General features: G+C 71.9%; 20 protein-coding genes. 17 read left to right on the forward strand and 3 right to left on the reverse strand.

Annotated features, from left to right (window positions below; genetic code table 11):
- The first annotated feature begins 23 nt into the window (after positions 1–23).
- The 6 genes from ACIPSE_RS09745 to ACIPSE_RS09770 all read left to right on the forward strand — a co-directional run bounded on the left by ACIPSE_RS09745 (position 24) and on the right by ACIPSE_RS09770 (position 9,307).
- Positions 24–1,052: an ABC transporter permease gene (locus ACIPSE_RS09745; RefSeq protein ID WP_401659586.1), complete on the forward strand. Its 1,029-nt coding sequence runs from the start codon at positions 24–26 to the stop codon at positions 1,050–1,052.
- Positions 1,049–2,008 (forward strand): carbohydrate ABC transporter permease, encoded by a 960-nt coding sequence (locus ACIPSE_RS09750; RefSeq protein WP_401659588.1) that lies wholly within the window; start codon positions 1,049–1,051, stop codon positions 2,006–2,008. Before ACIPSE_RS09745 ends, ACIPSE_RS09750 begins: the two co-directional genes overlap by 4 nt.
- Positions 2,009–2,154: 146 nt before the next feature.
- On the forward strand, positions 2,155–4,368 hold the full coding sequence (locus ACIPSE_RS09755; protein ID WP_401659590.1) for a 1,4-beta-glucanase: 2,214 nt from the start codon (positions 2,155–2,157) through the stop codon (positions 4,366–4,368).
- Complete coding sequence (locus tag ACIPSE_RS09760; RefSeq protein ID WP_401659593.1) at positions 4,368–6,347, forward strand: beta-galactosidase; 1,980 nt, start codon at positions 4,368–4,370, stop codon at positions 6,345–6,347. Before ACIPSE_RS09755 ends, ACIPSE_RS09760 begins: the two co-directional genes overlap by 1 nt.
- Positions 6,344–8,539, forward strand: coding sequence for a glycosyl hydrolase family 95 catalytic domain-containing protein (locus ACIPSE_RS09765; protein ID WP_401659595.1), 2,196 nt, complete (start codon positions 6,344–6,346; stop codon positions 8,537–8,539). Before ACIPSE_RS09760 ends, ACIPSE_RS09765 begins: the two co-directional genes overlap by 4 nt.
- 36 nt (positions 8,540–8,575) lie before the next feature.
- Complete coding sequence (locus ACIPSE_RS09770) at positions 8,576–9,307, forward strand: hypothetical protein (RefSeq protein WP_401659598.1); 732 nt, start codon at positions 8,576–8,578, stop codon at positions 9,305–9,307.
- 66 nt (positions 9,308–9,373) lie between these two features.
- Here ACIPSE_RS09770 and ACIPSE_RS09775 read toward each other — a convergent pair whose 3' ends face one another.
- Both ACIPSE_RS09775 and ACIPSE_RS09780 read right to left on the reverse strand, forming a co-directional pair.
- Positions 9,374–11,434 carry a TIM-barrel domain-containing protein gene (locus ACIPSE_RS09775; RefSeq protein ID WP_401659601.1) on the reverse strand — a complete coding sequence of 687 codons (2,061 nt, stop codon included), beginning with the start codon at positions 11,432–11,434 and terminating at the stop codon, positions 9,374–9,376.
- A 138-nt stretch (positions 11,435–11,572) separates the two neighbouring features.
- Positions 11,573–12,580 carry a LacI family DNA-binding transcriptional regulator gene (locus ACIPSE_RS09780; RefSeq protein WP_401659604.1) on the reverse strand — a complete coding sequence of 336 codons (1,008 nt, stop codon included), beginning with the start codon at positions 12,578–12,580 and terminating at the stop codon, positions 11,573–11,575.
- A gap of 569 nt (positions 12,581–13,149) precedes the next feature.
- Here ACIPSE_RS09780 and ACIPSE_RS09785 point away from each other — a divergent pair.
- The 7 genes from ACIPSE_RS09785 to ACIPSE_RS09815 all read left to right on the forward strand — a co-directional run bounded on the left by ACIPSE_RS09785 (position 13,150) and on the right by ACIPSE_RS09815 (position 22,913).
- A complete protein-coding gene (locus ACIPSE_RS09785; RefSeq protein ID WP_401659607.1) occupies positions 13,150–15,081 on the forward strand; it encodes an acyl-CoA dehydrogenase family protein in 1,932 nt (643 codons plus the stop codon).
- 313 nt (positions 15,082–15,394) lie between these two features.
- Positions 15,395–16,669: a 1-deoxy-D-xylulose-5-phosphate reductoisomerase gene (dxr, locus tag ACIPSE_RS09790; RefSeq protein ID WP_401659610.1), complete on the forward strand. Its 1,275-nt coding sequence runs from the start codon at positions 15,395–15,397 to the stop codon at positions 16,667–16,669.
- Between the two features lie 8 nt (positions 16,670–16,677).
- Positions 16,678–17,970, forward strand: coding sequence for a M50 family metallopeptidase (locus ACIPSE_RS09795; RefSeq protein WP_401659798.1), 1,293 nt, complete (start codon positions 16,678–16,680; stop codon positions 17,968–17,970).
- Between the two features lie 167 nt (positions 17,971–18,137).
- On the forward strand, positions 18,138–19,295 hold the full coding sequence (ispG, locus tag ACIPSE_RS09800) for a flavodoxin-dependent (E)-4-hydroxy-3-methylbut-2-enyl-diphosphate synthase (protein WP_401659613.1): 1,158 nt from the start codon (positions 18,138–18,140) through the stop codon (positions 19,293–19,295).
- Between the two features lie 366 nt (positions 19,296–19,661).
- The gene (locus ACIPSE_RS09805) at positions 19,662–20,510 is read left to right on the forward strand and encodes a GNAT family N-acetyltransferase (RefSeq protein ID WP_401659616.1); all 849 of its coding nucleotides are present in this window, start codon (positions 19,662–19,664) and stop codon (positions 20,508–20,510) included.
- 50 nt (positions 20,511–20,560) lie between these two features.
- Positions 20,561–21,127, forward strand: coding sequence for a GNAT family N-acetyltransferase (locus ACIPSE_RS09810; RefSeq protein WP_401659619.1), 567 nt, complete (start codon positions 20,561–20,563; stop codon positions 21,125–21,127).
- Positions 21,128–21,209: 82 nt separating this feature from the next.
- Complete coding sequence (locus ACIPSE_RS09815) at positions 21,210–22,913, forward strand: proline--tRNA ligase (RefSeq protein WP_401659622.1); 1,704 nt, start codon at positions 21,210–21,212, stop codon at positions 22,911–22,913.
- Between the two features lie 535 nt (positions 22,914–23,448).
- Here ACIPSE_RS09815 and ACIPSE_RS09820 read toward each other — a convergent pair.
- A complete protein-coding gene (locus ACIPSE_RS09820) occupies positions 23,449–23,871 on the reverse strand; it encodes a helix-turn-helix domain-containing protein (protein WP_401659625.1) in 423 nt (140 codons plus the stop codon).
- Between the two features lie 247 nt (positions 23,872–24,118).
- Here ACIPSE_RS09820 and ACIPSE_RS09825 point away from each other — a divergent pair, with 247 nt between their 5' ends.
- From ACIPSE_RS09825 to ACIPSE_RS09840, 4 genes are read left to right on the forward strand one after another with little or no spacing between them, the layout of a single operon-like run.
- On the forward strand, positions 24,119–24,709 hold the full coding sequence (locus ACIPSE_RS09825) for an RNA polymerase sigma factor (protein WP_401659628.1): 591 nt from the start codon (positions 24,119–24,121) through the stop codon (positions 24,707–24,709).
- The gene (locus tag ACIPSE_RS09830; protein ID WP_401659630.1) at positions 24,706–25,527 is read left to right on the forward strand and encodes a BN159_2729 family protein; all 822 of its coding nucleotides are present in this window, start codon (positions 24,706–24,708) and stop codon (positions 25,525–25,527) included. The genes ACIPSE_RS09825 and ACIPSE_RS09830 overlap by 4 nt, the downstream gene beginning before the upstream one ends.
- A complete protein-coding gene (locus tag ACIPSE_RS09835) occupies positions 25,524–26,033 on the forward strand; it encodes a WhiB family transcriptional regulator (RefSeq protein WP_401659633.1) in 510 nt (169 codons plus the stop codon). Before ACIPSE_RS09830 ends, ACIPSE_RS09835 begins: the two co-directional genes overlap by 4 nt.
- A 27-nt stretch (positions 26,034–26,060) precedes the next feature.
- Positions 26,061–26,618, forward strand: a complete 558-nt coding sequence (locus ACIPSE_RS09840) for a hypothetical protein (RefSeq protein ID WP_401659635.1) — start codon at positions 26,061–26,063, stop codon at positions 26,616–26,618.
- Positions 26,619–26,694: the final 76 nt, after the last annotated feature.

Below are 26,694 nucleotides of genomic sequence, written 5' to 3' on the forward strand. Positions count from 1 at the left end.
GCACCGAGGCAAGGAGAACGACCGTGTCGCACAGCACGGTGCCTCGCAGCAGGGCCGAGGCGGATACGACGAAGACCCCGGTGGCGCCCGGCGGCGCCACCGGTCCGGCCGGCCGGCGGGGCGGACGGCTGAGCCTGCGGCTCAGATTCCGGCGGGACCGGGTCCTGCTCCTGATGACGCTGCCCGCGGTCGTCCTGGTGCTGCTGTTCAACTACGTGCCGATCCTCGGCAACATCGTGGCCTTCCAGGACTACGACCCGTACATCAGCGACAACGGCATCGTGTCCATGCTGCACAGCCCCTGGGTGGGGATCGAGAACTTCCAGCGGATCTTCGAGGACTCCTCCTTCTGGCAGGCCGTCCAGAACACCCTGGTGCTGTTCTTCCTCCAGCTCCTGCTGTTCTTCCCCATCCCGATCCTGCTCGCGCTCCTCATCAACAGCGTGGTCAGGCCGCGGGTCCGGGCCATCGCGCAGGCCGTGCTCTATCTGCCGCACTTCTTCTCATGGGTGCTGGTCATCTCCGTCTTCCAGCAACTGCTGGGCGGGGCGGGCCTGTTGTCGCAGCTGCTGCGCCAGCACGGCTACGACGGCCTCGACATCATGACCGACCCGAACACCTTCAAGTTCCTCGTCACCGCGCAGACGGTCTGGAAGGACGCCGGCTGGGGGATCATCGTCTTCCTCGCCGCGCTCGCCTCCGTCAGCCCCGATCTGTACGAGGCCGCCGCGATGGACGGCGCGAGCCGCTGGCGCCGCATGTGGCACGTCACCCTGCCCGCGCTGCGGCCGGTCATCGCGCTGCTGCTGGTGCTGCGGGTGGGCGACGCGCTCACCGTCGGCTTCGAGCAGATCCTGCTCCAGCGGGACGCGGTGGGGCCGGGCGCCGCGGAGGTCCTCGACACCTTCGTGTGGTGGAACGGCGTCCGCAACCAGGACTTCGGCTACGCGGCCGCCGCCGGACTGGTCAAGGGCGTCATCAGCATCGGACTCGTCCTCGCCGCGAACAAGGTGGCCCATCTCATGGGCGAGCAGGGGGTGTACAAGAAATGACCGCAGTCGTCGACGAGACGTCCCGAGGGCCCGCCCGCCGGGCCCCGCGCGAACCAGGACCCTGGGCCGCGCCGCCCCGGCCCGTGTGGGAGGAGCCGCCCTCCAGGTCGGGCCTCGCGGGCAAGGCGCTGGTCCTCGGCATCGCCTGCCTCGCGATCCTCTTCCCGCTGTGGATCGTCGTCGTCACCAGCCTCTCCACCCGCAGGACCATCGACGAGGCCGGCGGACTGGTCATGGTGCCCAAGGACATCACCTTCGTCGCCTACCAGGAACTGCTCAGCGGCGGCCAGGTGACCCGGGCCGCGGTCATCAGCGTGCTGGTGACCCTCGTCGGCACGGTGTTCTCGATGACCGTCTCGGTGCTGTGCGCCTACGGCCTGTCGCGGTCCGGTTCGCTCGCGCACCGGTGGATCCTGATGATCCTGCTGGCCACCATGTTCTTCAGCGCCGGACTCATCCCGACGTACCTGCTGGTGCAGACCCTCGGACTCACCGACTCCTACCTGGCGTTGATCCTGCCCAGCGCCATCAGCGTCTTCAACATCCTCGTGCTGCGCGGGTTCTTCATGGGCATCTCGTCCGAACTCACCGACAGCGCGCGGATCGACGGGGCCGGAGACTTCCGCATCCTGTGGCAGATCGTCATGCCGCTGTCGCGGGCCGTGATCGCCGTGATCACCCTCTTCTACGCGGTCGGGTACTGGAGCGCGTGGTTCAACGCGTCCCTGTACCTCAACGACCAGGACATGATGCCGCTCCAGAACGTCATGATCCAGCTCGTGCAGAAGCAGGAGGCCCCGGTGGGGCTGGGGCAGGCGATCAAGACGGGGCAGCTGTCGGGGCTCGCCGTCCAGATGGCCGTGATGGTGATGGCCCTGCTGCCGGTGGCCGTGCTGTCCCCGTTCGTCCAACGGCACTTCAAGAAGGGCATGTTGACGGGCGCGGTCAAGGGATGAGCGGCGCCCGCTGAGCGGGGCGGCGGAGGGACGGACGGCTGCCGCGGGCCGTCCGCACGGTTCCCCGCGCCCCTGGCGTGCAGCCCTTCGTCCCCCTCGTCCGAGCCACGTACGGATCCCACCCCTTCCACAGAGCGAGGTATGTCATGCGCACGTCCCGCCCCAGCAGGCGAAGCGTTCTTGCGGGCACCGCGGCGGCTGCCGCTCTCGCCACCGTTCCGCTGCTTCCCGGGCGGGCGCACGCCGCCGACGGCACCCCCTCCGGCGCCACCCCCGGTGACGGCACCCCCGCCTACCGCTGGCGCAACGCCGTCATCGGCGGCACCGGGTTCATCACCGGCCTCCTCTTCCACCCCTCGGTACGCGGGCTCGCCTACGCCCGTACCGACATCGGCGGGGCCTACCGCTGGGACGACCGGGCCGCGCGCTGGACACCGCTCGTCGACCATCTGGGCTGGGACGACTGGAACCTGCTCGGCGTCGAGGCGATGGCCGTCGACCCCGCCCACCCCGACCGGCTGTACCTCGCCCTCGGCACCTACGCCCAGTCCTGGGCGTCCGACGGCGCCCTGCTGCGCTCCGACGACCGGGGCGCCACCTGGACCCGCAGCGACCTCGGCGTGAAGCTCGGGGCCAACGAGGACGGGCGCGGGACGGGGGAGCGGCTGCTCGTCGACCCCCGTGACAGCGACACCCTCTGGCTCGGGACCCGCCACGACGGACTGCTCAAGTCCACCGACAGAGGCACCACTTGGGTCCCTGCCGACGCCTTCCCCGGCGCCCCGAGCCCCTCCGGGCAGGGCGTCACCCTGCTCGTCGCCGCCGGACGGACCGTGTACGCCGGCTGGGGCGACTCCGGCGGCGCCACCCTGTTCCGCACCGCCGACGGCACCACCTGGGAGGCCGTCCCCGGACAGCCCGGCGGCACGTCCGCCAAGGTGCCGATCCGCGCCGCGTACGACCGCCACGCGCGCGAGCTGTACCTGACGTACGCCGACGCGCCAGGGCCCAACGGTCAGTCCGACGGCAGCGTCCACAAGCTGGCCGTCACCACCGGCACCTGGACGGACGTGACGCCCGTGGCGCCGGGCGGCAGCGACCTGTTCGGCTACGGCGGGGTCGCCGTCGACGCCCGCCGCCCCGGCACCGCCGTCGTCTCCACCAACAACCGCTGGGCCGCCGTCGACACCGTGTACCGCACCACCGACGGCGGTCGCACCTGGACCTCGCTGAAGGACACCGCCGTCCTCGACGTCTCCGAGACCCCGTACCTCAAGTGGGGAGCGCAGGAACCGAAGTTCGGCTGGTGGATCCAGGCCCTCGCCCTCGACCCGTTCGACTCCCGCCACGTCCTCTACGGCACCGGCGCCACCGTCTACGGCACCCGCGACCTGACGCACTGGGCCCCCAGGGTGCGGGGCCTGGAGGAGGCGTCGGTCGTCCAGCTGGTGTCGCCCCCCGTCGGCGAGGCGCATCTGCTGAGCGGCTCCCGGGACATCGGCGTCATGTACCACGAGCGGCTCACCGCCTCCCCCTCGCGCGGCATGGCCACCAACCCGGTCACCGGGTCCGCGACGGGACTCGCGCAGGCCGCGGGAAGACCCGCGTACGTCGTGCGCACCGGGTGGGGCGACCACGGCAACGGGGCCCACTCGCAGGACGGCGGGCGCACCTGGGCCCCCTTCGCGGCCCAGCCCGACCTCGCCCCGAGCGCCCCCGGGCCGATCGCCGTCAACGCCGACGGCAGCGTCCTGCTGTGGGTCTTCGTCCACTGGGACGGCACCAGGTACCCGGCCCACCGCTCCGCCGACAACGGCGCCACCTGGACGGAGATCCCCACCTTCCCCAAGGGCGCCACACCGGTCGCCGACCCGGCCGACCCGACGCGCTTCTACACCTTCGACACCGACACCGGAACGCTGTACGCCAGCACCGACAGCGGCCTCACCTTCACCGCCCGCGCCACCGGACTGCCCTCCGGGGACAGCCAGTTCAAGCTCGCCGCCGCCCCCGGCCGCTCCGGCGACCTGTGGCTCAGCGCCAAGTGGAACGGGCTCCACCGGTCCACCGACGGAGGCGCCTCCTTCACCCAGGCCGACAGCTGCTGGGCCTCGTACACCCTCGGCTTCGGCAAGGCCGCCGACGGCGCCGGCTACCCGGCGATCTACCAGGTCGGCTCGACCGAGGCCCTCACCGGCGTCTACCGCTCCGACGACGCGGCGCGGACCTGGACCCGGATCAACGACGACGGACACCAATGGGGCTGGACCGGCGAGACCATCACCGGCGACCCGAGGGTGTACGGCCGTGTGTACCTCGCCACCAACGGGCGCGGCATCCAGTACGGGGAGCCCGTCTGATGCCCGGCCTGCACGACGCCACCCGGGGCCGCATCCTCTTCGGCGGCGACTACAACCCCGAGCAGTGGCCCGAGGAGACCTGGTCCGACGACGTCCGGCTGATGAAGGACGCCGGCGTCAACTCCGTCACCGTCGGCGTCTTCTCCTGGGCCCGGCTCGAACCCCGCCCGGGGGAACGGGACTTCGGCTGGCTGGACCGGCTGATGGACCTCCTCCACGCGCACGGCGTCGGGGTCGTCCTCGCCACCCCGACCTCCTCGCCGCCGCCCTGGATGGGCCGGCTCCACCCCGACACCCTCCCCGTCGACCAGGACGGCCGCACCGAGTGGTGGGGCGGACGGCAGCACTTCTCGCACTCCAGCGCCGTCTACCGCCGCCACGCCGCCGCGATCACCGAGGACCTCGCCGCCCGCTACGGCGACCACCCGGCGCTCACCATGTGGCACATCAACAACGAGTACTGCACCTACGACTGGAGCGACCAGGCCGCCGCCCGCTTCCGCGACTGGCTCCGGAACCGCTACGGCACGCTCGACGCCCTCAACACCGCCTGGGGAACGGCCTTCTGGAGCCAGGGCTACGGCGACTGGGAGGAGATCCACACCCCCCGCCGCGCCCACTACCTGAAGAACCCCACCCAGGTGCTGGACTTCAAGCGGTTCACCTCCGACATGCTCCTGGAGTGCTGCACCGCCGAACGCGACATCGTGCGACGGCACACCCCGCACCTCCCGGTCACCACCAACTTCATGGCCCTGTGGGACGGGCTGGACGCCTGGCGCTGGGCGGCGGAGGAGGACGTCGTCTCCGTCGACCTCTACCCCGACCCGCGCGACCCGCTCGCCGCCCAGTACGGCGCCCTCGTCCACGACCTGACCCGCTCGCAGGCCCGCGGCCCCTGGATGCTCATGGAACAGGCGGCCGGCCCGGTCAACTGGCGGGAGGTCAACCACCCCAAGCCGCGTGGCCTCAACCGCCTCTGGTCCCTCCAGGCCGTCGCCCGGGGCGCCGACGCCGTCTGCTACTTCCAGTGGCGCCAGTCCCGCCAGGGCGCGGAGAAGTTCCACTCCGGCATGGTCGGCCACGCGGGGGAGCGGGGCCGCACGTATCAGGAGATCAAGCAGCTGGGCGCCGAACTCGCCCGGATCGCACCGGCCGTGACGGGCCGTCATACCCCCGGTGAGATCGCCGTCCTGCTCGACTGGCACTCCTGGTGGGCCGGCGCCCACGAGGGACGGCTGTCGGGGCGGGTCGACCTCCCCCGCGTCCTCACCGCCTGGCACCGCGCCCTGTGGGAGTCCCACCTCGCCACGGACTTCGCCCACCCCGAACACGACCTCACCGCCTACGGACTCGTGGTCGTGCCCCAGCTCTACGCCCTCACCGACGCGGCGATCGACAACCTCCTCGCCTACGTGGAGCAGGGCGGCACACTCGTCTCCGGCTTCCTCACCGGCGTCGCCGACCAGGACGACCGGGTGCGCGAGGGCGGCATGGACGCACGGCTGCGCGACCTGTTCGGCATCCGCACCCTGCACGAGTGGTGGCCGCTGGAGGCGGAGGACACCGCCGACTGCGGCGCCTTCCGCGGGACCCTGTGGTCCGAGGAGATCGAGCGGGAGGAGGACGCGACGGTCGACGCCGTCTTCAAGGGCGGTGAACTCGACGGCCTGCCCGCCGTGCTGGGCCGGGACCGGGGCAGCGGAAGAGCCCGCTACCTCGCCACCCTCCCCGAGCCCGACGCGCTCCGCGCGCTCCTCGCCGGGTACGCCGCCGGTGCCGGGGTCCGCCCGGTCCTCGACGGCCTCCCGGCGGGCGTCGAGGCGGTACGGCGCGGCGAATCGCTGTTCCTGCTCAACCACGGGCGCGACACGGTGCGCGTCCAGGTCCCCGGCACCCACCGCGATCTGCTGACCGGCGAGACCGTCACCGGCGAACTCGCCCTCGGCCGCCACGGAGCGGCGGTGCTCCAGCCATGAACACCCCGGAACGTCCCGCCCACCCCGTCCACGGCACCTGGGAACCCCGTCCCGCCCTGCGCTGGGAGGACGGGTATCTCAGCGGCAACGGCCATCACGGCGCCCTGCTGTTCGGGGAACCGAACGACGAGCGGCTCGTCGTCACGCATCACACCCTGGTCCGGCCCAACGGCGCCGACCGGGCCCGCCCGCCCGAACTCGCCGCCGAACTCCCCGCCCTCCAGGACCGGTTGCTCGCCGGAGAGACACACGCGGCGGAGAGCTTCACCGACGGGCGCCCCCTTCAGTGGGTGCAGCCCTTCCACCCGGCGTTCCACATCCGGCTGCACCGGCGCGGCACCCGCCCGCGCGGCTACCGCAGGTCCGTCGACTTCACCACCGGCGTCATCCACAGCGCGTACGCCGGCCACGACAGCCGCCTGTTCGTGTCCCGCGCCGACGACGTCGTCGTCCAGTCGCTCACCGCCCCCGACCTCACCATCGGCCTCGACCACCGCCTCCCGGGAGCCCCGAACGACCTCGGCGTCGGCCAGGGGGCCGTCCTCACCCCCGACGGCGCCCTGCTCACCCTGCGCGTGCGCTACCCCGGCACCGACCGCGCCTACACCGGTGTCACCCTCGCCCGGGTCACCGGCGGCACCACCACGCTCACCCCGCCCGGCCTGCGGATCACGGGCGCCGAGTCCGTGCTGCTGCTCACCCGGGTCCTGCGGCACACCGGCGAGCTGGACGCCCTGGCGGAGGCCGACCGGCTGCGCGCCCTGCCCGCCGACGCCGCCGACCTGCTCGCCCGCCACACCGCGCTCCACCGCACCGCCTACGAACGCGTCACCCTCGACCTCGACGCAGACCCCGCCGAACGGGCCCTGTCCGGCTCGGAGCTGCTCGGCCGGCCCGACAGCCCCGCCCTCCTGGAGCGCCTCTTCGCCGCCGGCCGCTACCACCTGCTCTCCGCCAGCGGCCTCTTCCCGCCCCGCCTCACCGGACTGTGGACCGGCGACTGGGACACCGCCTGGGCGGGCGCCTTCACCAACGACGCCAACGTCAACCTCCAGACCGCCTCCGCCGCCGCGGCGGCCCTCCCCGAAGTCACCGAGGCGCACGCCCGCCTCGTCCACGGCCAGCTCGACGACTGGCGGGACAACGCCCGCGCGATCTTCGGCGCCCGAGGCGTCGTCGCCCCGCCCCACAGCGACGGCGAGTCGGGACTGACGTACCACTTCAGCCGGGAGTACCCGCTGCACCTGTGGACGGCCGGCGCCGACTGGCTGCTCAAGCCACTCGTCGACCACGACGAGACCCAGGGCGCACCCGACCCGCGCACCGCCGCCGCGCTCGCCGAAGTCGCCCTGTTCTACGAGGACTTCCTCACCCGCACGGACGACGCGGGGCACCTGGTCGTCGTCCCCTCCTACTCGCCGGAGAACCGGCCCGCCAACGCGAGCTGGGGCGCGCTCAACGCCGCGATGGACCTCTCGGCGGCCCGGCACGCCCTCCTCACCGCCGCCGCCCACCACCCCGACCGGGCCGCACGCTGGACGGCCCTCGCCGACCGCCTCCCACCGCACCGGATCAACGACGACGGTGCCCTCGCCGAATGGGCGTGGCCCGGCCTGGCCGACACCTACGACCACCGGCACCTCAGCCACCTCTACGGCGTCTGGCCCCTCGACGAGATCAACCCCTACGACACCCCCGGCCTGGCCACCGCCGCCCACCGCGCGCTCCAACTGCGCGGCGCCGAGAACGACTCGGCCCACGGACACCTCCACCACGCCCTGGTCGCCGCCCGGCTGCGCGACGCGGACCGGGTCGCGCACGCGCTCGGCCAGGTGCTCAAGGGCGACTTCTTCCACACCTCCCTGATGAGCGCGCACTACCCGGACCGGGACGTCTACAACGCGGACGCCGCGCACACCCTGCCCGCCGTGCTCGTCGAGATGCTCGTCCAGTCGACCCCGGACCGTCTCGTCCTGCTCCCCGCGCTCCCGGCGGCCCACCCGACGGGACGTGTCACCGGCCTGCGCACCCGGTTCGGCGCGGAACTCGACCTGACCTGGACCCCGCACCGAGCGACCGCGGTGCTGCGCCCCACCCGCACGCACCGCGTCGAACTCCGGACTTCCACCGGCGCGCGACCGCTCGACCTCGTCGCCGGAGAAGACCACGTCCTCAGCCTGGGGACGTGGTAGCTCCCCGCACCTCCCCCCACCCATGGAAGGGACACCATGGAACAGCCGAAGAAGAAGCGCAGGCCCCTGCGCAGGCTCACCCTGGCCGTACTGGCCCCCGCGATGGCCCTCGGCGCCACCGTCGGTCTCGCCTCCGCGCCGGCCTCCGCCGCCGTCTGGAGCTCCTGCGACCAGTGGGGCAACACGACCCTGAACGGCTACACGCTCTACAACAACATCTGGGGCTCCGGCGCCGGAAGCCAGTGCGTCTGGGCCAACTCCGGCACCAACTGGGGGGTCTGGGCCAACCACCCCAACACCGGCGGCATCAAGTCGTACCCGAACGCGAAGAAGGTGGTCAACAAGACCATCGCGTCCCTGGGCTCGCTCACCAGCAGCTACAACGTCACCGTCCCGTCGTCCGGCGCGTACAACACGTCGTACGACATCTGGGACACCGACTACGACTACGAGATCATGCTGTGGGTCAACTACAACGGAGCCGTCGGCCCGCTCGGCACCTCGCAGGGCAACCTCACCCTCGGCAGCCACACCTGGACCGTCTACAAGGGCAGCAACGGCTCCAACGAGGTGTTCTCGTTCCTGCGCACCTCGGACTCCTCGTCGGGCACCGTGGACATCAAGTCGATCCTCAACTGGATCGCCAACACCAAGGGCTGGATGTCCAGCAGCGAGACCATCGGTGACGTCCAGTTCGGCTACGAGATCACCAGCTCGTCCGGCGGCCTGGACTTCCAGACCAACAACCTGACCGTCAGCAGCAGTTGACCGGACCGGGTTGAAGTGCGGCCGGTCCCTCCCCTATCCGGGGACCGGCCGCACGGCCAGATGCGGCTACTCCGCCACGGGCAGCCGCGCCCCGTCCCGCAGGAACAGCGGGATGCGGTCCAGCGGGGCGTCGACGGTCACCGTCACCCCGCCCGCGTACGTCCGCCCGGTCCACGCGTCGGTCCAGTCGGCGCCCGCCGGGAGATACGTCGTACGGGCCGTGGCGCCCGCCGTGAGCACCGGGGCGACCAGCAGGTCCCGGCCCAGGAGGTAGGCGTCGTCGACCGGCCAGGCCGCCTGGTCCTCGGGGAACTCCAGGAACAGCGGACGCATCGGCGGCAGCCCCTCCTCGTGCGCCTGGCGCATCACGTCCAGCACGTAGGGCCGCAGGCGCTCGCGCAGCCGCAGGTACCGCTCCAGGATCTCCCCGGCCTCCTCGCCGTACGACCAGACCTCGTTGGGCCCGCCGGTCATCTCCGGGCCCAGCGGCATCCCCGGGTCGCGGAAGCCGTGCAGCCGCATCAGCGGGGAGAGCGCGCCGAACTGGAACCAGCGGACCATGACCTCGCGGTACGCCGGGTCGTCCGGGTCACCGCCGTGGAAGCCGCCGATGTCCGTGTTCCACCAGGGGATGCCGGACAGCGCGGTGTTGAGGCCGGCGGCGATCTGCCGGCGCAGCGTCGGGAAGTCGGTGCCGATGTCACCGGACCACAGGGCCGCCCCGTACCGCTGACTGCCCGCCCACGCCGACCGGTTGAGGGTGATGACCTCCTCGCCCTCGGCCCTCAGCCCTTCGTGGAACGTCCGGGAGTTCTCCGCCGGGTACAGGTTGCCGACCTCCAGGCCCGGGCCCGCCCAGTAGCGCAGGTTCTCCTGGAACCCGGGCTTCAGCTCGGGCTCGCAGGCGTCCAGCCAGAACGCCGTGATGCCGTACGGGTCGAGGTAGTTGGCCTTGACGCGGGACCACACGAACTCCCGGGCGTCCGGGTTCGTGGCGTCGTAGAAGGCGACCTGGACCGTCGAGGCGACCTCCTTGTCGGGCCAGTCGGCGTGCGCCGTCGGACCGTACTGGGTGCCGATGAAGTGTCCGGCCTGCTCCAGCACCGGATGGTTCTCGCTCAGCGGTGACACCGACGGCCACACGCTCACCACCAACTTGACGCCCATCTCCGCCAGTTCGGCGACCATCGCCGCCGGGTCGGGCCACTCCGCCGGGTCGAACTTCCAGTCGCCCAGATGCGTCCAGTGGAAGAAGTCGCACACGATCGCCGACAGCGGCAGCCCCCGGCGCTTGTACTCCCGCGCCACGGCGAGGAGTTCGTCCTGGGTGCGGTAGCGCAGCTTGCACTGCCAGAAGCCCGCCGCCCACTCCGGCAGCATCGGCGTACGGCCGCTGACCGCGCTGTAGCGGCGCTGGCCGTCGGCCGGGGTGCCCGCCGTGATCCAGTAGTCGATCTGCCGGGCCGAGTCCGCCACCCAGCGCGTCCCGTTGACCGCCAGCTCGACGCGCCCGATCGCCGGGTTGTTCCATAGCAGGGTGTAGCCGCGGCTGGACGACAGCACCGGGATGGTGACCTCGGCGTTGCGCTGCACCAGGTCGAGGACCAGGCCCTTCTGGTCGAAGCGGCCGTGCTGGTGCTGGCCCAGCCCGTACAGGCGCTCGTCGTCGTAGGCGGCGAACCGCTGCTCCAGCCGGTGGTGGCCGCCTCCGACCGCCGTGTACAGACGTGAGCCCGGCCACCAGAAGTGGGCCCGCTCCTCGGCGAGCACCTCGGTCCGGTCCTCCGTCCGCAGGAACCGCACCAGACCCTCGCCGCTCACCTCGACGGTGAGCCCGCCGACGGTCAACTGCCCCTGCCCGGCCTCGATCTTGACCGTGCTCCCGGTCGCCGGCGGCTCATCCAGCAGCGCCCCCGGCAGCCCGTCGAGGATCGGACCGCCGAGCCGCGCCCGGACCCGGACCGCGTCCGGACCCCACGGCTCGATCCGCAGCGTCTCCTGACGGCCGCTCCACTCCAGCGCGCCGTCCCGCTCCCGGAACGTGCCGACGGTCGGGGACGACTGCGCGAGACTCACCGCACCGGCCGGGGCGCCGGAGACGGGCTGGTTGACGGCAGGCTGATGCACGAGAGGGCCTCCTGGGCTCCGGCGCACCGGCGTTCCGGTGCGCCTGTACTGCGGGGGAGTGCAGACATGGGGGTGCCCCGGCGGGGGCGGACGCGTGAACGTGATGCTGTGGGGGAGCGGTGGAGCGTACGGCTTCGGTCAGGCGGGGGCCGGGCCCGAGCTGGCCCGTACCGTCAACTCGGGTGCGATGAGGGCGACTTCGTCACTGCCGCGCCCCTCCAGCTTGGCCACGAGGCGCTCCACGGCGCTGCGGCCCATCTCCTGTGCGGGGATCGCGACGGACGTGAGCCGCACCGAGGCCTGGGTGGCCACCTGGTCGGGGCAGACCGCGACGACCGACACGTCCTCGGGGACGGCGCGCCCCTGCTGGCGCAGCAGCGCGAGCAGCGGTTCCACCGCCGACTCGTTCTGCACCACGAACCCGGTCGTCCCCGGCCGTTCGTCGAGGACCCGCGCGAGGGTGACGGCCATCGCGTCGTACCCGCCCTCGCACGGGCGGTGCAGCAGCCGTACGCCCAGCTCCTGGGCGCGGGTGCGCAGTCCGTCCAGGGTCCGTTCGGCGAAGCCGGTGTGGCGTTCGTAGACGGCCGGGGCCTCGCCGATGACAGCGATGTCGCGGTGACCGAGCATCGCGAGATGCTCGACGCACAGCGCGCCCGTCGCCCGGAAGTCGAGATCCACGCAGGTCAGTCCGGAGGTGTCGGCGGGCAGCCCGATGAGCACGGAGGGCTGGTCGGTGCCGCGCAGCAACGGCAGCCGCTCGTCGTCGAGTTCGACGTCCATGAGGATCATCGCGTCGGCGAGCCCGCTCCCGGTGACCCGGCGGACCGCGTCGGGACCCTCCTCGCCGGTGAGCAGCAGCACGTCGTACCCGTGGAGCCGGGCCGTCGTCGCCACGGCGATGGCGATCTCCATCATCACCGGGACGTACATGTCGGTGCGCAGCGGCACCATCAGCGCGATGATGTTCGACCTGCTGCTGGCCAGGGCCCGGGCGCCCGCGTTCGGGTGGTAGCCCAGTTCGCGGATGCTCTGCTCGACCCGCTGCCGGGTGGTCGTGGAGATGGACCGCTTGCCACTGAGGACATAGCTCACCGTGCTCGCCGAGACTCCGGCGTGCTGGGCGACCTCGGCGAGGGTGACCATCCAGCTCTCCAAGCTTTGTGAAGCGCTTCGACAGTGCGCAGTGCGAATAACGGCGGGTGAGGGTGGTTCGACAGTAGCCGTACCGAGGGTGGGTGTCCATAGGTTGTCGAAGCGCTTCGACATCGACTTCGACCAGGCCGTCAGGAACCTCCCTACCATGGCCGATTCTCGCCGCCCGCGGAACGTTTTCGCGCTCTTCGCCCACGGCGGCCGACGGCGCACCGCAACGGCCGACGACGACCTCCGGAGGGCTGGAACGTCGACCCGGCCGCCACCGGCCTGCCCCTGCGGGGCGGCGAGCGCACGCCCGTCAGGACCGCCTGGGACGTCACCGTCAGCTCCGCCCCCGGCACCATGAACGTCGCCGGCGACCCGTGGTCGCACGCCAGGGGCGACGCCGACCGGCAGGGCGCCGGACGCCTTTACACCGAGGCCTGTTCCGTCGGTGTCGGCTGAGCGGGTGCGTCGCCGGGGTGGTGGCCCGGCCCGGGATCGGGTACATACGATCGAGTAGCACCGGTCGGTAACGAAAACGGTCCATGATCCCGATTCGCGGCGAGGTGAGCCTCATGTCCGCACCATCCAGCAAACCCACCGTCTCCGAACGTGAGGCCCGCGAGGTCGCGGAGGCGGCCCGGGAGCAGGAATGGCGAAAGCCGAGCTTCGCCAAGGAGCTGTTCCTCGGCCGCTTCCGCCTCGACCTCGTCCACCCCCACCCCCTGCCCACCGGCGAGGCGGCCCGGCGCGGCGAGGAATTCCTCGCCACACTCCGCGACTTCTGCGAGACCAAGGTCGACGGCGCCCTGATCGAACGCGAGGCCCGCATCCCCGACGAGGTGATCGCCGGCCTCAAGGAACTCGGCGCCCTCGGCATGAAGATCGACACCAAGTACGGCGGTCTCGGCCTCACCCAGGTGTACTACAACAAGGCGCTCACCCTCGCCGGCTCCGCCAGCCCCGCGATCGGCGTGCTCCTCTCCGCCCACCAGTCGATCGGCGTCCCGCAGCCGCTGAAGCTGTTCGGCACGGACGAGCAGAAGGAGGCCTTCCTCCCGCGCTGCGCCCGCACCGACATCAGCGCCTTCCTCCTCACCGAACCCGACGTCGGCTCCGACCCGGCCCGGCTCGCCACCACCGCCGTCCCCGACGGCGACGACTACGTCCTCGACGGTGTGAAGCTCTGGACGACCAACGGGGTCGTCGCCGACCTCCTCGTCGTCATGGCCCGGGTGCCGAGGTCCGAGGGGCACAAGGGCGGCATCACCGCCTTCGTCGTCGAGACCGACTCGCCCGGCGTCACCGTCGAGAACCGCAACGCGTTCATGGGCCTGCGCGGCATCGAGAACGGCGTGACCCGCTTCCACCAGGTCCGCGTCCCGGCCGCGAACCGCATCGGCCCCGAGGGCGCGGGCCTGAAGATCGCCCTCACCACCCTCAACACCGGGCGTCTCTCCCTGCCCGCCTCCTGCGTCGCCGCGGGCAAGTGGTGCCTGAAGATCGCCCGCGAGTGGTCGGCGGCCCGCGAGCAGTGGGGCAAGCCCCTCGCCGGGCACGAGGCCGTCGGCGCGAAGATCAGCTTCATCGCGGCGACCACCTTCGCCCTGGAGGCCGTGCTCGACCTGTCCTCCCAGATGGCCGACGAGGACCGCAACGACATCCGCATCGAGGGCGCCCTCGCCAAGCTCTTCGCCTCCGAGATGGGCTGGCGCATCGCCGACGAGCTCGTCCAGATCCGCGGCGGACGCGGCTTCGAGACCGCCGAGTCCCTCGCCGCCCGGGGCGAACGCGCCGTCCCCGCCGAGCAGGTACTGCGCGACCTGCGCATCAACCGCATCTTCGAGGGCTCGACCGAGATCATGCATCTGCTCATCGCGCGCGAGGCCGTCGACGCCCACCTCTCCGTCGCCGGCGCCCTCATCGACCCCGACACGTCCCTGAGCGACAAGGCGAAAGCAGGCGCGGGCGCGGGCGTCTTCTACGCCAAATGGCTCCCGAAGCTCGTCGCCGGCCAAGGGCAACTTCCCTACTCCTACGGAGAGTTCAAGCGCGAAGTAGACCTCTCCGGCCATCTTCGCTACGTCGAACGCACCTCCCGCAAGCTCGCCCGCTCCACCTTCTACGCGATGTCCCGCTGGCAGGGCCGGATGGAGACCAAGCAGGGCTTCCTCGGCCGGATCGTCGACATCGGCGCCGAACTCTTCGCGATGAGCGCGGTCTGCGTACGCGCCGAACTCCTGCGCTCCACCGAGGACCACGGCCGCCAGGCCTACCAACTCGCCGACGCCTTCTGCCGCCAGTCCCGCATCCGCGTCGAGGAACTCTTCGGCCGCCTGTGGACCAACACCGACGACGTCGACCGGAAGGTCGTCAAGGGCGTCATGTCCGGCACCTACGAGTGGCTGGAGCAGGGCGTCGTCGACCCCTCGGGCGAGGGCCCCTGGATCGCCGACGCCACCCCGGGCCCCAGCGAGAAGGCCAACGTCCACCGCCCGATCCGCTGACCGCCCCCGTGGGTGCCCCCGCACACGGGGGCACCCACGGGAGGATCGGGAACCCGCCCAGGATGATCTGAGGACCGGGGACAGTCCCGGTCGCGTCCGGATCGATCCCGCCGGGCGCGGCGCCCGCGCCACGGGCCCCGGAGACCCGCTTCCGATCGCGTCCGTCCCCGGGGCGGCCCCCGCGGACCTGGTGACCCGTCGGGCGCGGGCCCGGCCGGCCCCCGGGCGAGGCGAGTGGCCCACGTGACACCCGGCACCCCCGGGAGAGGGACGCGGTGTCCTCACACACCGTCCTTACGGCAACAATGGGAGGATGAGCGACAGCCCAGCCACCCGAGAGCCCGGCGCCCACGCCCTCGCCGATCCGCATCTGGTCTACGACCCCGTCGCGGGTGACGGCCCCAAGGACGTGGTGATCCTCGGCTCCACCGGCTCGATCGGCACCCAGGCGATCGACCTCGTCCTGCGCAACCCGGACCGCTTCCGCGTCACCGCGCTCTCCGCCAACGGCGGCCGGGTCGCCCTCCTCGCCGAGCAGGCGTACCGGCTGAAGGCGCGCACCGTCGCGGTGGCCCGGGAGGACGCCGTACCGGCCCTGCGCGAAGCGCTCCGGGCGCAGTACGGCGGCGCACCGCTCCCCGAGATCCTCGCCGGCCCCGACGCGGCCACGCAGGTCGCCGCCTCCGAGTGCCACACCGTCCTGAACGGCATCACCGGCTCCATCGGCCTCGCCCCGACCCTCGCCGCCCTGGAGGCGGGCCGTACCCTCGCGCTCGCCAACAAGGAGTCGCTCATCGTCGGCGGGCCGCTGGTCAAGGCCCTCGCCAAGCCGGGCCAGATCATCCCGGTCGACTCCGAGCACGCGGCCCTGTTCCAGGCCCTCGCCTCCGGCACCCGCGCGGATGTGCGCAAGCTGGTCGTGACGGCGTCCGGCGGTCCGTTCCGCGGCCGTACCAGGGACGACCTCGCGCACGTCACCGTCGAGGACGCCCTCGCCCACCCCACCTGGGCCATGGGCCCGGTGATCACGATCAACTCCGCGACCCTCGTCAACAAGGGCCTGGAGGTCATCGAGGCGCACCTCCTCTACGACATTTCCTTCGACCGCATTGAGGTGGTCGTGCATCCCCAGTCGTATGTCCACTCGATGGTCGAGTTCACGGACGGATCCACGATCGCCCAGGCGACGCCCCCCGACATGCGGGGGCCGATCGCCATCGGTCTCGGCTGGCCCGAGCGCGTCCCCGACGCGGCGCCCGCGTTCGACTGGAGCACCGCGTCGACGTGGGAGTTCTTCCCGCTCGACAACGACGCGTTTCCTTCGGTCAACCTTGCGAGGCACGTGGGGAAGCTCGCGGGCACGGCCCCGGCGGTGTTCAATGCCGCCAACGAGGAGTGCGTCGAGGCCTTCCGGGCCGGCGCGCTGCCGTTCAACGGGATCATGGAGACGGTGACGCGCGTGGTCGACGAGCACGGCACGCCGGTCACGGGAACCTCACTCACCGTGTCGGACGTCCTCGAAGCGGAGACCTGGGCCCGCACCCGGGCCCGGGAACTGGCGGCACAGACGGCGGAGGCCCGTGCATGACGACCCTGATGTTCATCCTCGGCATAGCGGTCTTCGCGCTCGGACTCCTCGTCTCGATCGCGTGGCACGAGCTGGGCCACCTCTCCACGGCCAAGCTCTTCGGCATCCGCGTGCCCCAGTACATGGTCGGCTTCGGCCCGACCCTCTGGTCGAGGAAGAAGGGCGACACCGAGTACGGCGTCAAGGCCATCCCGTTCGGCGGCTACATCCGCATGATCGGCATGTTCCCGCCCGGCCCGGACGGCAAGCTGACCGCCCGCTCCACCTCCCCGTGGCGCGGCATGATCGAGGACGCCCGCTCCGCCGCCTTCGAGGAACTCCAGCCGGGTGACGAGACCCGCCTCTTCTACACGCGCAAGCCGTGGAAGAGGGTCATCGTGATGTTCGCGGGCCCGTTCATGAACCTGGTCCTCGCGATCGGCCTGTTCCTGACGGTCCTCATGGGCTTCGGCATCCAGCAGCAGACCACCACCGTCTCCTCCGTCTCCCCGTGCGTGATCGCCCAGAGCGAGAACCGCGACAAGTGCCAGACCGGCGACCCCCGGTCCCCGGCCGAGGCCGCGGGCATGAAGGCCGGCGACAAGATCGTCTCCTTCGCCGGTGTCCGCACCGACGACTGGAACACCCTCTCGGACCTCATCCGTGACAGCGCGGGCAAGACGGTCCCGATCGTCGTCGACCGCGACGGCAAGGAAGTGGACCTCTCGGCGACCATCGCCACCAACAAGGTCGCCAAGAAGGACTCCAGCGGCACCTACGTCCAGGGCCAGTACGTCAAGGCCGGCTTCCTCGGCTTCAGCGCCGCCACCGGCGTCGTCAAGCAGGACTTCGGTGACTCGGTGGTGTGGATGACGGACCGGGTCGGCGACGCCGTCGACTCGCTGGCCGCCCTCCCCTCGAAGATCCCGGCCCTGTGGGACGCGGCCTTCGGCGACGGCCAGCGCGAGGCGGACAGTCCCATGGGCATCGTCGGCGCGGCCCGGGTCGGCGGCGAGATCGCCACCCTGGACATCCCCGCCTCCCAGCAGCTGGCGATGTTCGTGATGCTCCTCGCCGGCTTCAACCTCTCCCTGTTCCTGTTCAACATGCTCCCGCTCCTGCCCCTGGACGGCGGCCATGTCGCGGGCGCGCTGTGGGAGTCCCTGCGCCGGAACGTCGCCAAGGTCCTGCGCCGCCCGGACCCGGGCCCGTTCGACGTGGCGAAGCTGATGCCGGTCGCGTACGTGGTGGCCGGGATCTTCGTCTGCTTCACCGTGCTCGTCCTGATCGCGGACGTGGTCAACCCGGTGAAAATCTCCTAGCCATACCGCGTTCACGGCGGCCCGGGACCCTGTGTCCCGGGCCGCCTTCCTTTGAGTGGGTTGATCGGCGGGATGTGCTCTCGCCTGGGCTCGTGCCGTAATCTCGAAGCCTGGAGCCCGTTGTTCCGGGACCGGACCTTGATCCACGACTTGGGGTTGCACAGCAGATGACTGCGATTTCTCTCGGCATGCCGTCGGTTCCGACCAAGATCGCCGAACGGCGCAAGAGCCGGCAGATCCAGGTCGGCACGGTCGCGGTGGGCGGCGACGCCCCGGTCTCGGTCCAGTCCATGACGACGACCCGCACCTCCGACATCGGCTCCACCCTCCAGCAGATCGCCGAGCTCACCGCCTCCGGCTGCCAGATCGTGCGCGTGGCGTGCCCCACCCAGGACGACGCGGACGCCCTCGCGACGATCGCCCGCAAGTCGCAGCTCCCGGTGATCGCGGACATCCACTTCCAGCCGAAGTACGTGTTCGCCGCCATCGAGGCGGGCTGCGCCGCGGTCCGCGTCAACCCCGGCAACATCAAGCAGTTCGACGACAAGGTCAAGGAGATCGCCAAGGCGGCCCGTGACCACGGCACCCCGATCCGCATCGGTGTCAACGCCGGCTCCCTGGACCGCCGCCTGCTCCAGAAGTACGGCAAGGCGACGCCCGAAGCCCTCGTCGAGTCGGCCCTGTGGGAGGCGTCCCTCTTCGAGGAGCACGACTTCCGGGACATCAAGATCTCGGTCAAGCACAACGACCCGGTCATCATGATCGAGGCGTACAAGCAGCTCGCCGCCCAGTGCGACTACCCCCTGCACCTCGGCGTCACGGAGGCCGGCCCGGCGTTCCAGGGCACGATCAAGTCGGCCGTCGCCTTCGGCGCGCTCCTCTCCCAGGGCATCGGCGACACGATCCGTGTCTCCCTCTCCGCGCCCCCGGTGGAGGAGGTCAAGGTCGGCAACCAGATCCTCGAATCCCTCAACCTCAAGCAGCGCGGCCTGGAGATCGTCTCCTGCCCGTCCTGCGGCCGTGCCCAGGTCGACGTCTACAAGCTGGCGGAGGAGGTCACCGCGGGCCTCACCGGCATGGAGGTCCCCCTCCGCGTCGCGGTGATGGGCTGCGTCGTGAACGGCCCCGGCGAGGCCCGCGAGGCCGACCTCGGCGTCGCCTCCGGCAACGGCAAGGGCCAGATCTTCGTCAAGGGCGAGGTCATCAAGACGGTCCCGGAGTCGAAGATCGTCGAAACCCTGATCGAGGAAGCCATGAAGCTCGCCGAGCAGATGGAAGCGGCGGGAGTCGAGTCCGGCGCACCGTCGGTAGCGGTAGCAGGCTGACACCCCCCAAGACCGGCCCCGCCCCGAGAGGCCGAAGGGCCCGCAGGGGCCGTGGGCCCCAAGGGGCGCGGGGCTGTGCTGCGATGCGCGGCTCCGCCGCAGGGGCGCGACGGGAGACGGCACGGCGGCCGGTGTCCCGAGAGGCCGAAGGGCCCGCAGGGGCCGCAGGCCCCAAGGGGCGCGGGGAACTGCGCGACCAGCCCCCACCCACCCGCACCCGCCCCGACACCCCACCCACCCCACCCCTCGGGCGCGACACTCCCAGGGCCACCACGAACCAACGGCACCCCACACAGGGTCGGCACCGCTCAGCTTCCGCAGGTACAGTGCGGAGATCAGCGCAGTCCCCACCGTGAGGCCCCGCCCGTGTTGACCCAGACGACCTCCCGGGTCCTCGAACCGAGCGACCTGGACGCAGCGCTCGCCGTCCTCGACCGCGAGCCGGTCACCAACGCCTTCGTGACCTCACGCGTCCAGGTGGCCGGCCTCGACCCCTGGCGGCTCGGCGGCGAGATGTGGGGCTGGTACGAGGACGGCATGCTCACGTCCCTGTGCTACGCCGGCGCCAACCTCGTCCCGATCTGCGCGACCCCCCGAGCCGTCCGCGCCTTCGCGGACCGCGCCCGCCGGGCCGGCCGCCGCTGCTCCTCCATCGTCGGCCCCGCCGAGACCACCGCCCAGCTGTGGCGCCTGTTGGAACCGAGCTGGGGCCCGGCCCGGGACGTCCGCGCCCACCAGCCCCTGATGGTCACCGACGGCATGCCCGCCGACGTCGCCCCCGATCCGTACGTCCGTCGCATCCGCAAGGACGAGATGGAGACGATCATGCCGGCGTGCGTGGCGATGTTCACCGAGGAGGTCGGGGTCTCCCCGCTCGCCGGTGACGGCGGCCTCCTCTACCAGGCGCGGGTCGCCGAACTCGTCGGCTCCGGCCGCTCGTTCGCTCGCGTCGACGCCGACGGCAAGGTCGTCTTCAAGGCGGAGATCGGCGCCGCGACGGACCGCGCCTGCCAGATCCAGGGCGTCTGGGTCGCCCCCGAGTACCGAGGCCAGGGGCTCGCCGCGCCCGGCATGGCGGCGGTCCTGCGCTACGCCCTCGCGGACGTCGCCCCCGTGGTCAGCCTCTACGTCAACGACTTCAACACGGCGGCGCGCCGGACGTACCAGCGGGTCGGCTTCGAAGAGGTCGGCGCGTTCATGAGCGTCCTGTTCTGAACCCTCGCCCGTCGCCTGCCGCACGCGCACACCCCCTGTACTCTCCCCACATGCGATTTCCCGGTCACGGACACCGCCACCACCCCGACGACGCCGTGATCGGCCCCCTCGACCTCGCCGCCCATGTCGACGAGGCGCTCGCCGTCCAGGCCATCGCCTTCGGACTCGGCGCCGACGAAGTGGCCGTACGGCGGCAGATCGTCCTGCGGCACATGACGTACCCGGGGGCCCGAGCGCTCGGCGCGACCGCCGACGGCCATCTGGTCGGGTTCGTCTACGGCATGCCCAACGACCGCACCCACTGGTGGTCCACGGTCGTGGAGCCCTACCTGCGCGCGCAGGGCCACGAGCCGTGGCTCGACGACTCCTTCGTGATCACGGAGCTGCACGTCCACCCCCGCCACCAGAACCGGGGCGTCGGCCGCACCCTGATCACCACGATCACCGACGGCGCCACCCAGCCCCGCTCGATCCTCTCGGCCATCGACACCGACAGCCCCGCCCGCGGCCTCTACCACTCCCTCGGCTACCAGGACCTCGCCCGCCAGGTCCTCTTCCCGAGCGCCCCCAAGCCGTACGCCGTGATGGGCGCCCCCCTCCCGCTGCGCCGCCGCTGAAGCCCTTAACCGATTTCCGCCACCCCCGGCCCCCCGGCTAACCTCCTTGCCATCACCCTTTTCCGGCAGGAGTACGAGAACCATGGCCAACGCACCGGTCCAGCGCATGTCCCAGTTGATGGCGAAGACGCTGCGCGACGACCCGGCGGACGCCGAGGTCCTCAGCCACAAGCTCCTCGTCCGCGCCGGCTACGTCCGCCGCACGGCGGCCGGCATCTGGTCCTGGCTGCCGCTGGGCAAGAAGGTGCTGTCCAACGTCGAGCGGATCGTCCGTGAGGAGATGGACGCGATCGGCGCCCAGGAGGTGCTGCTCCCCGCGATCCTGCCGCGCGAGCCGTACGAGGCGACCGGCCGCTGGGAGGAGTACGGCCCCGAGCTGTTCCGCCTCCAGGACCGCAAGGGCGGCGACTACCTGCTGGGCCCGACCCACGAGGAGATCTTCACCCTGCTGGTGAAGGACCAGGCGTCCTCCTACAAGGACCTGCCGGTCATCCTCTACCAGATCCAGAACAAGTACCGCGACGAGGCCCGTCCGCGCGCGGGCGTGCTGCGCGGCCGTGAGTTCCTCATGAAGGACTCCTACTCCTTCGACACCGAGGACGAAGGGCTCGCGCAGTCCTACGCCCTGCACCGCCAGGCCTACCAGCGGGTCTTCGAGCGCCTCGGCCTCGACTACCGCATCTGCGCCGCGACCGCGGGCGCCATGGGCGGCTCGAAGTCCGAGGAGTTCCTCGCCCCGGCCGCCGCCGGCGAGGACACCTTCGCGGACTGCCCGAACTGCGACTTCGCCGCCAACACCGAGGCGATCACGTACGAGCTGAAGGCCGTCGACGCCTCCGCCGTCGCCGCCCTCGAAGAGATCCCGACCCCGGACACCCCCACCATCGAGACCCTCGCCGCCTTCCTCGGCGTCGAGGCCTCGGCCACCCTGAAGAACCTTCTCGTGAAGGTCGACGGCGAGATCGTCGCCGTCGGCGTCCCCGGTGACCGCGAGGTCGACCTGGACAAGGTCGAGGCGCACTTCGCCCCGGCCGCCGTCGAGATGGTCACCGAGGCCGACTTCGCGGGCCGCCCGGACCTGGTCCGCGGCTACGTCGGCCCGCAGGGGCTCGGCGAGAAGGTGAAGTACATCGCCGACCCGCGCGTGGCCCCCGGCACCGCCTGGATCACCGGCGCCAACAAGGCCCAGACGCACGCGCGCAACGTCGTCGCCGGGCGGGACTTCGAGGTCTCCGAGTACGTCGACGTCGTGGTCGTCCAGGACGGCGACCCGTGCCCCAAGTGCGGCACCGGCCTCGTCCTCGACCGTGCCATCGAGATCGGCCACATCTTCCAGCTCGGCCGCAAGTACGCCGACGCCCTCAAGCTCGACGTCCTCGGCCAGAACGGCAAGCCGGTCCGCGTCACCATGGGCTCCTACGGCATCGGCGTCTCCCGCGCGGTCGCCGCTCTCGCCGAGCAGACCGCCGACGAGCAGGGCCTGTGCTGGCCCGCCGAGGTCGCCCCGGCCGACGTCCATGTCGTCGCCGCGGGCAAGGCCCTGCAGACGGAGCTGGCGCTGGACGTCTCCGAGAAGCTGCGCGCCGCCGGACTGCGCGTCCTGGTCGACGACCGTGCCGGTGTCTCCCCGGGCGTGAAGTTCACCGACGCCGAGCTGATCGGCGTACCGAAGATCCTCGTCGCGGGCCGCCGCAGCGCGGAGGGCGTCCTGGAGCTGAAGGACCGCAGGACCGGTGAGCGCGAGGAGCTCACGGTGGACGAGGCGATCGCCCGCCTGAGCGCCTGAGCGCCTGAGCGCCCGAGGGCCTGAAGCGCGCCGCAGAGCGACCGTTCCCCGTCACCGATGGGGAACGGTCTCGCGCGCGATTCTGTCCGGAACCGGGTCCTCAGCCGGCTTCCGCCCCGTGCACACAGGGCAGAAGCTCAAGGGGAAGTTCCACGCGCATCCCGCAGAAGCAGCGCAGAGGTCCGCCGCGGGAAGCGGGTGCGCCCAGATCGACGATGAGGATGTCCGCGACTTCCCTCAGTACGTCACCGGTGGGCGCACCTCTGGCTACGCGGATGCTGACCTCGTCCGAATCCCAGACCGCGATGCTGGCCTGACCATCCGTCACGGCAATGTGGACGCACACAACTGTCTCCCCAGGAATGCGCTACGGCATGAGCGTTCCGCTCCGGGAGGTCAGCGGTTGACCGATGGTACCGATCGCGGTCGGGTTCCGAAGCGGTTTCGTCATATTCAACTGCCCCGGCCGCCCCATCAGTTACGACCGCCTTGCTGGGAGAGGGAAGGCCCCGTGGCCGAAACCGCGCCCCTGACCTCACATGATGCGGCTGATCTGGAGCATCGCCTCGGCGTCCTTCAGCAGGGCGCGCTGACGTGACTCCGGCAATTGCCGGTAGAGCTTCAGGAGCCGGGCCTCGCGCTCGTCGCCGCTCGGCCCCGGAACGGGGCGGCCGACCGCCTCGAAGAACTCCCGCGGCGTCGTGCGCACGCCCCAGCGCCGGAACACCTCGACCAGGCCCCGGAGTTTCTCGGGGTCGATGCGCGAGGTGCCGCGCGTGCGGTTCATCCACGCGTTGAGCGTCGGATAGGAGATGCCGGCCCCTGCCGCCAGGTCTTTCTGGGTTCTGTCCGGCACCTGTGCCAGCAGACGTTCGATCAGCGCCGCGAGGTCCTCGTCCCGGCGCTGGGGATCCTGGCCCGGTTCATCTTCTCCTGGGCCGCTCTGCTGGTTCGTCACGGAATCGAGGATCGGTCATGCGTATCTACATGCGCAAGTAGATCGCAGATCGGTGCGGGCGACTTCCGGTGCGGCACCCGTCCCTCACGGCCCGTAAGCGCCTTGACATGATATGCATCTACATGAAGACTGTAGATGCTCCGGGTCCGACGCGCGGCTCCTGTCGTGGTCCCGTCGACGTCCACCCCGAGAATCTACATCTACATGAAGATTGAAGATGAAAACGATGCCGACAGGAGTGCCCGTCGTGTCTTTACCGGACAACCTCTCCACCACCCCGGCCGGACCGGAACCCGAGCTGGTCACACGGGCCCGAGGGGGAGACCGCGAGGCGTTCGCCGCCCTGTACTTCGAGCACTACCGCGTCGTGTACGCCTACCTCCTCGTGCGGACCCGCAACAGACACCTCGCCGAGGACCTGACCCAGGAGGCGTTCATCCGCGCGCTGCGCCGCATCGACGCCTTCACCTGGCAGGGCACCGCCTTCGCCGCCTGGCTCACCACCATCGCCAAGAACCTCTGGCTCGACGAACTCGGCCGCGGCCGTACCCGGCTGGAGACCCCGGTCGCCGAGTTCGACGACCCGCGCGACGCCCGCCGCGGCACCGGAGCCCTCGTCGCGAACGAACTGGAGGCCGTCGAGACGCACGAGACGGTCCACGCCGCCCTGCACTGCCTGAACGCCCCGCAACGGCACTGCGTGGAGCTGCGGTACCTCAGCCAGCTCAGCCCGGAGGAGACCGCGCTGGCGATGGGCCGCACGGTGGGCGCGGTCAGGGCGCTCACCTACCGCGCCCTGCAGAAGCTGCGCTGGAGCGCCGGGAGGGTGTCCGAGTGAACAGCAACCTCAGGCGTGCCGTCACCGTCATCCACGCGGTCCTCGGCTCCGTCCCGCCCGAACAGGCGGCGGCCGTGGCGCACGCGCTCGACTCGGCGCACCTCCTCGTCGACCCGCGCCGCACGCCGGGCACCGTGCTGCGCCGCACCCCGGACGGCGGCTGGTCCCAGGCCGGGCGCCCGCTCACCGCCCTGGAGCACAAGGCGATGGCCTGGGACACCGCCTGCGCGCGGGCCCGGGGAGTCGCCCGCGCCGTCGAACGCCATCTGGCCGGACACATCGGCCCCACCGACGTCCGGGTGGACGGCGACCGGGTCCGGGTGGTGCTGCGCGTCGACGGTCCCGCGCGATGGACGCGCTGGCGCGCGTACTTCGGCATCACGATCGTCGGCGAGGGCAGCCGCCCTCACACGGTGGTCGGGGAGGGCGAGCTCGACGGCGTGCGCGTGACCGTCGTGGCCCACGGCGCCTCGGCCCGGCCGCCCGCCCCCACGATGTCCCGGGCGCGGCTCTTCCGGCTCGGCGGCGTCACGTACGACCTGACGCTCCCGCTGCGCGACGCGCAGGGCGACCTCTGGTACTTCCAGGGGTGCCGGCGCCAGGACGGCATGCCGCTGATGTCCGTGGACGGCCGGCCCGAACGGTGCTCCCTCGCCAACGTGGTGGCCCATCTGGGGCCGCTGACACCGGTCACGGCACCGGTCATGGCGCCGGTCACGGACGTGCCGCGGCGCGAGGAGAGCGACGCCGGAGTCCCGGCGGCGGTGCCCGTGCCGGTGCCGCGGCCCGTGCGGCATCCGGCGGGGCTGCCCTGGTGAGCCCGGACCGCGCCGAGGCCGGGGCGGACGGGGGCTCGCGGATCTGGGAGACCGGCGCCGCCTGCCGGCTGCGCGACGCCGACCTGTGGTTCACCCGGCGGTCCTGGCCCACGGCGATAGCGATCTGCGGGGCCTGCCCCGTCCTCGAACCCTGCCTCGCCGCGGTGCTGCACCGGGAGCGGAACCTGCCCCGCTGCCACCGCCAGGGCATCGTGGCCGGACTGACCGGACCCCAGCGCCACGCCCTGGAACGCGCCAGGGACCGGCGCCCCCGCCGTGAGCCCCCGCCCGCCGCCCCGCCCGAACCCGTCGCGCCCCCGCGGCCCCGCGCCCGGGTCGCGCCCTGCGGGACCCGCGCCGCCTACCAGCGGCACCTGCGCAAGGGTGAACCGGTCGACGACGAGTGCCGCAGCGCCAACGCCCGGGGCGCCGGGACCTACCGCCGTACCGGGTCCACCCGCGACCGGACCGTGCCCTGGGCCGGTGCGGCGGGCGACCCGTGCTGACCACCGTTCACCGTCACCGGAGTACCCATGCCTTCGCGCTCCCCGCGCTCCTCACCCCTGCCAGCCCTGCCGCCCCGTCTCCTGCGCCGGACCGCCGTGGCGCTGCACCGGCTCGTCCGGTCGGCCCGGCGCCCGCCGCGCGGCGAGCGGGACCTGGCCGACTGCCGCCGGCAGCGCGACCGCTGGCGGCACCACGCCGACTGCTACGAGCGGGAGCTGACCCGGGTCCGCAACGAACGGGCGCACCTGCTGGCCTGGCTCGCCGCACTCCACCCGGCGAGCGCCGTCCTCCTCGCACCCGACCCCGAGGCCGGCCCGGACGGGGGCCACCGGCTGTGCGTCGAGGCCGGCGGCCGGCGGATGTCCTGGCATCTGCGCCCCGCCGACCTCCCCCTGTTCACCCACACCCGCCACGCCCCCGCCGGCGTTCCGGCACCCGCCCACCAACTCCTGGAGCAGGCGGCCCACTTGCGCCGCCACACCCGGCTTCTGGCGTTGGAGGGGCTGCTGTCGGCGGAGAGCGCGCCGGCCTCGCCTCCCGGTGACGCCGAAGGCTCCCCGGGGCCCGCCCCGCGCACCCCGTGAGACTCCGGCCGACCGGCTCGGGAGGCACGTCGGCCGGACCCGCCACGCCCCCCTGCGGCAGCGGCAGGGGGGCGTG

This window comes from Streptomyces sp. NPDC090106 (genome assembly GCF_044747265.1).
Lineage (GTDB): Bacteria > Actinomycetota > Actinomycetes > Streptomycetales > Streptomycetaceae > Streptomyces.

Bases quoted from the DNA above. Each gene is read 5' to 3' on its own strand.
- ACIPSE_RS09760 (WP_401659593.1), top strand. From the start codon at position 4,368: ATGCCCGGCCTGCACGACGCCACCCGGGGCCGCATCCTCTTCGGCGGC.
- ACIPSE_RS09810 (WP_401659619.1), top strand. From the start codon at position 20,561: ATGCGATTTCCCGGTCACGGACACCGCCACCACCCCGACGACGCCGTG.
- ACIPSE_RS09785 (WP_401659607.1), top strand. From the start codon at position 13,150: ATGTCCGCACCATCCAGCAAACCCACCGTCTCCGAACGTGAGGCCCGC.
- ispG (WP_401659613.1), top strand. From the start codon at position 18,138: ATGACTGCGATTTCTCTCGGCATGCCGTCGGTTCCGACCAAGATCGCC.
- ACIPSE_RS09750 (WP_401659588.1), top strand. From the start codon at position 1,049: ATGACCGCAGTCGTCGACGAGACGTCCCGAGGGCCCGCCCGCCGGGCC.
- ACIPSE_RS09795 (WP_401659798.1), top strand. From the start codon at position 16,678: ATGTTCATCCTCGGCATAGCGGTCTTCGCGCTCGGACTCCTCGTCTCG.
- ACIPSE_RS09840 (WP_401659635.1), top strand. From the start codon at position 26,061: ATGCCTTCGCGCTCCCCGCGCTCCTCACCCCTGCCAGCCCTGCCGCCC.
- ACIPSE_RS09755 (WP_401659590.1), top strand. From the start codon at position 2,155: ATGCGCACGTCCCGCCCCAGCAGGCGAAGCGTTCTTGCGGGCACCGCG.
- dxr (WP_401659610.1), top strand. From the start codon at position 15,395: ATGAGCGACAGCCCAGCCACCCGAGAGCCCGGCGCCCACGCCCTCGCC.
- ACIPSE_RS09780 (WP_401659604.1), bottom strand. From the start codon at position 12,580: ATGGTCACCCTCGCCGAGGTCGCCCAGCACGCCGGAGTCTCGGCGAGC.
- ACIPSE_RS09815 (WP_401659622.1), top strand. From the start codon at position 21,210: ATGGCCAACGCACCGGTCCAGCGCATGTCCCAGTTGATGGCGAAGACG.
- ACIPSE_RS09770 (WP_401659598.1), top strand. From the start codon at position 8,576: ATGGAACAGCCGAAGAAGAAGCGCAGGCCCCTGCGCAGGCTCACCCTG.
- ACIPSE_RS09765 (WP_401659595.1), top strand. From the start codon at position 6,344: ATGAACACCCCGGAACGTCCCGCCCACCCCGTCCACGGCACCTGGGAA.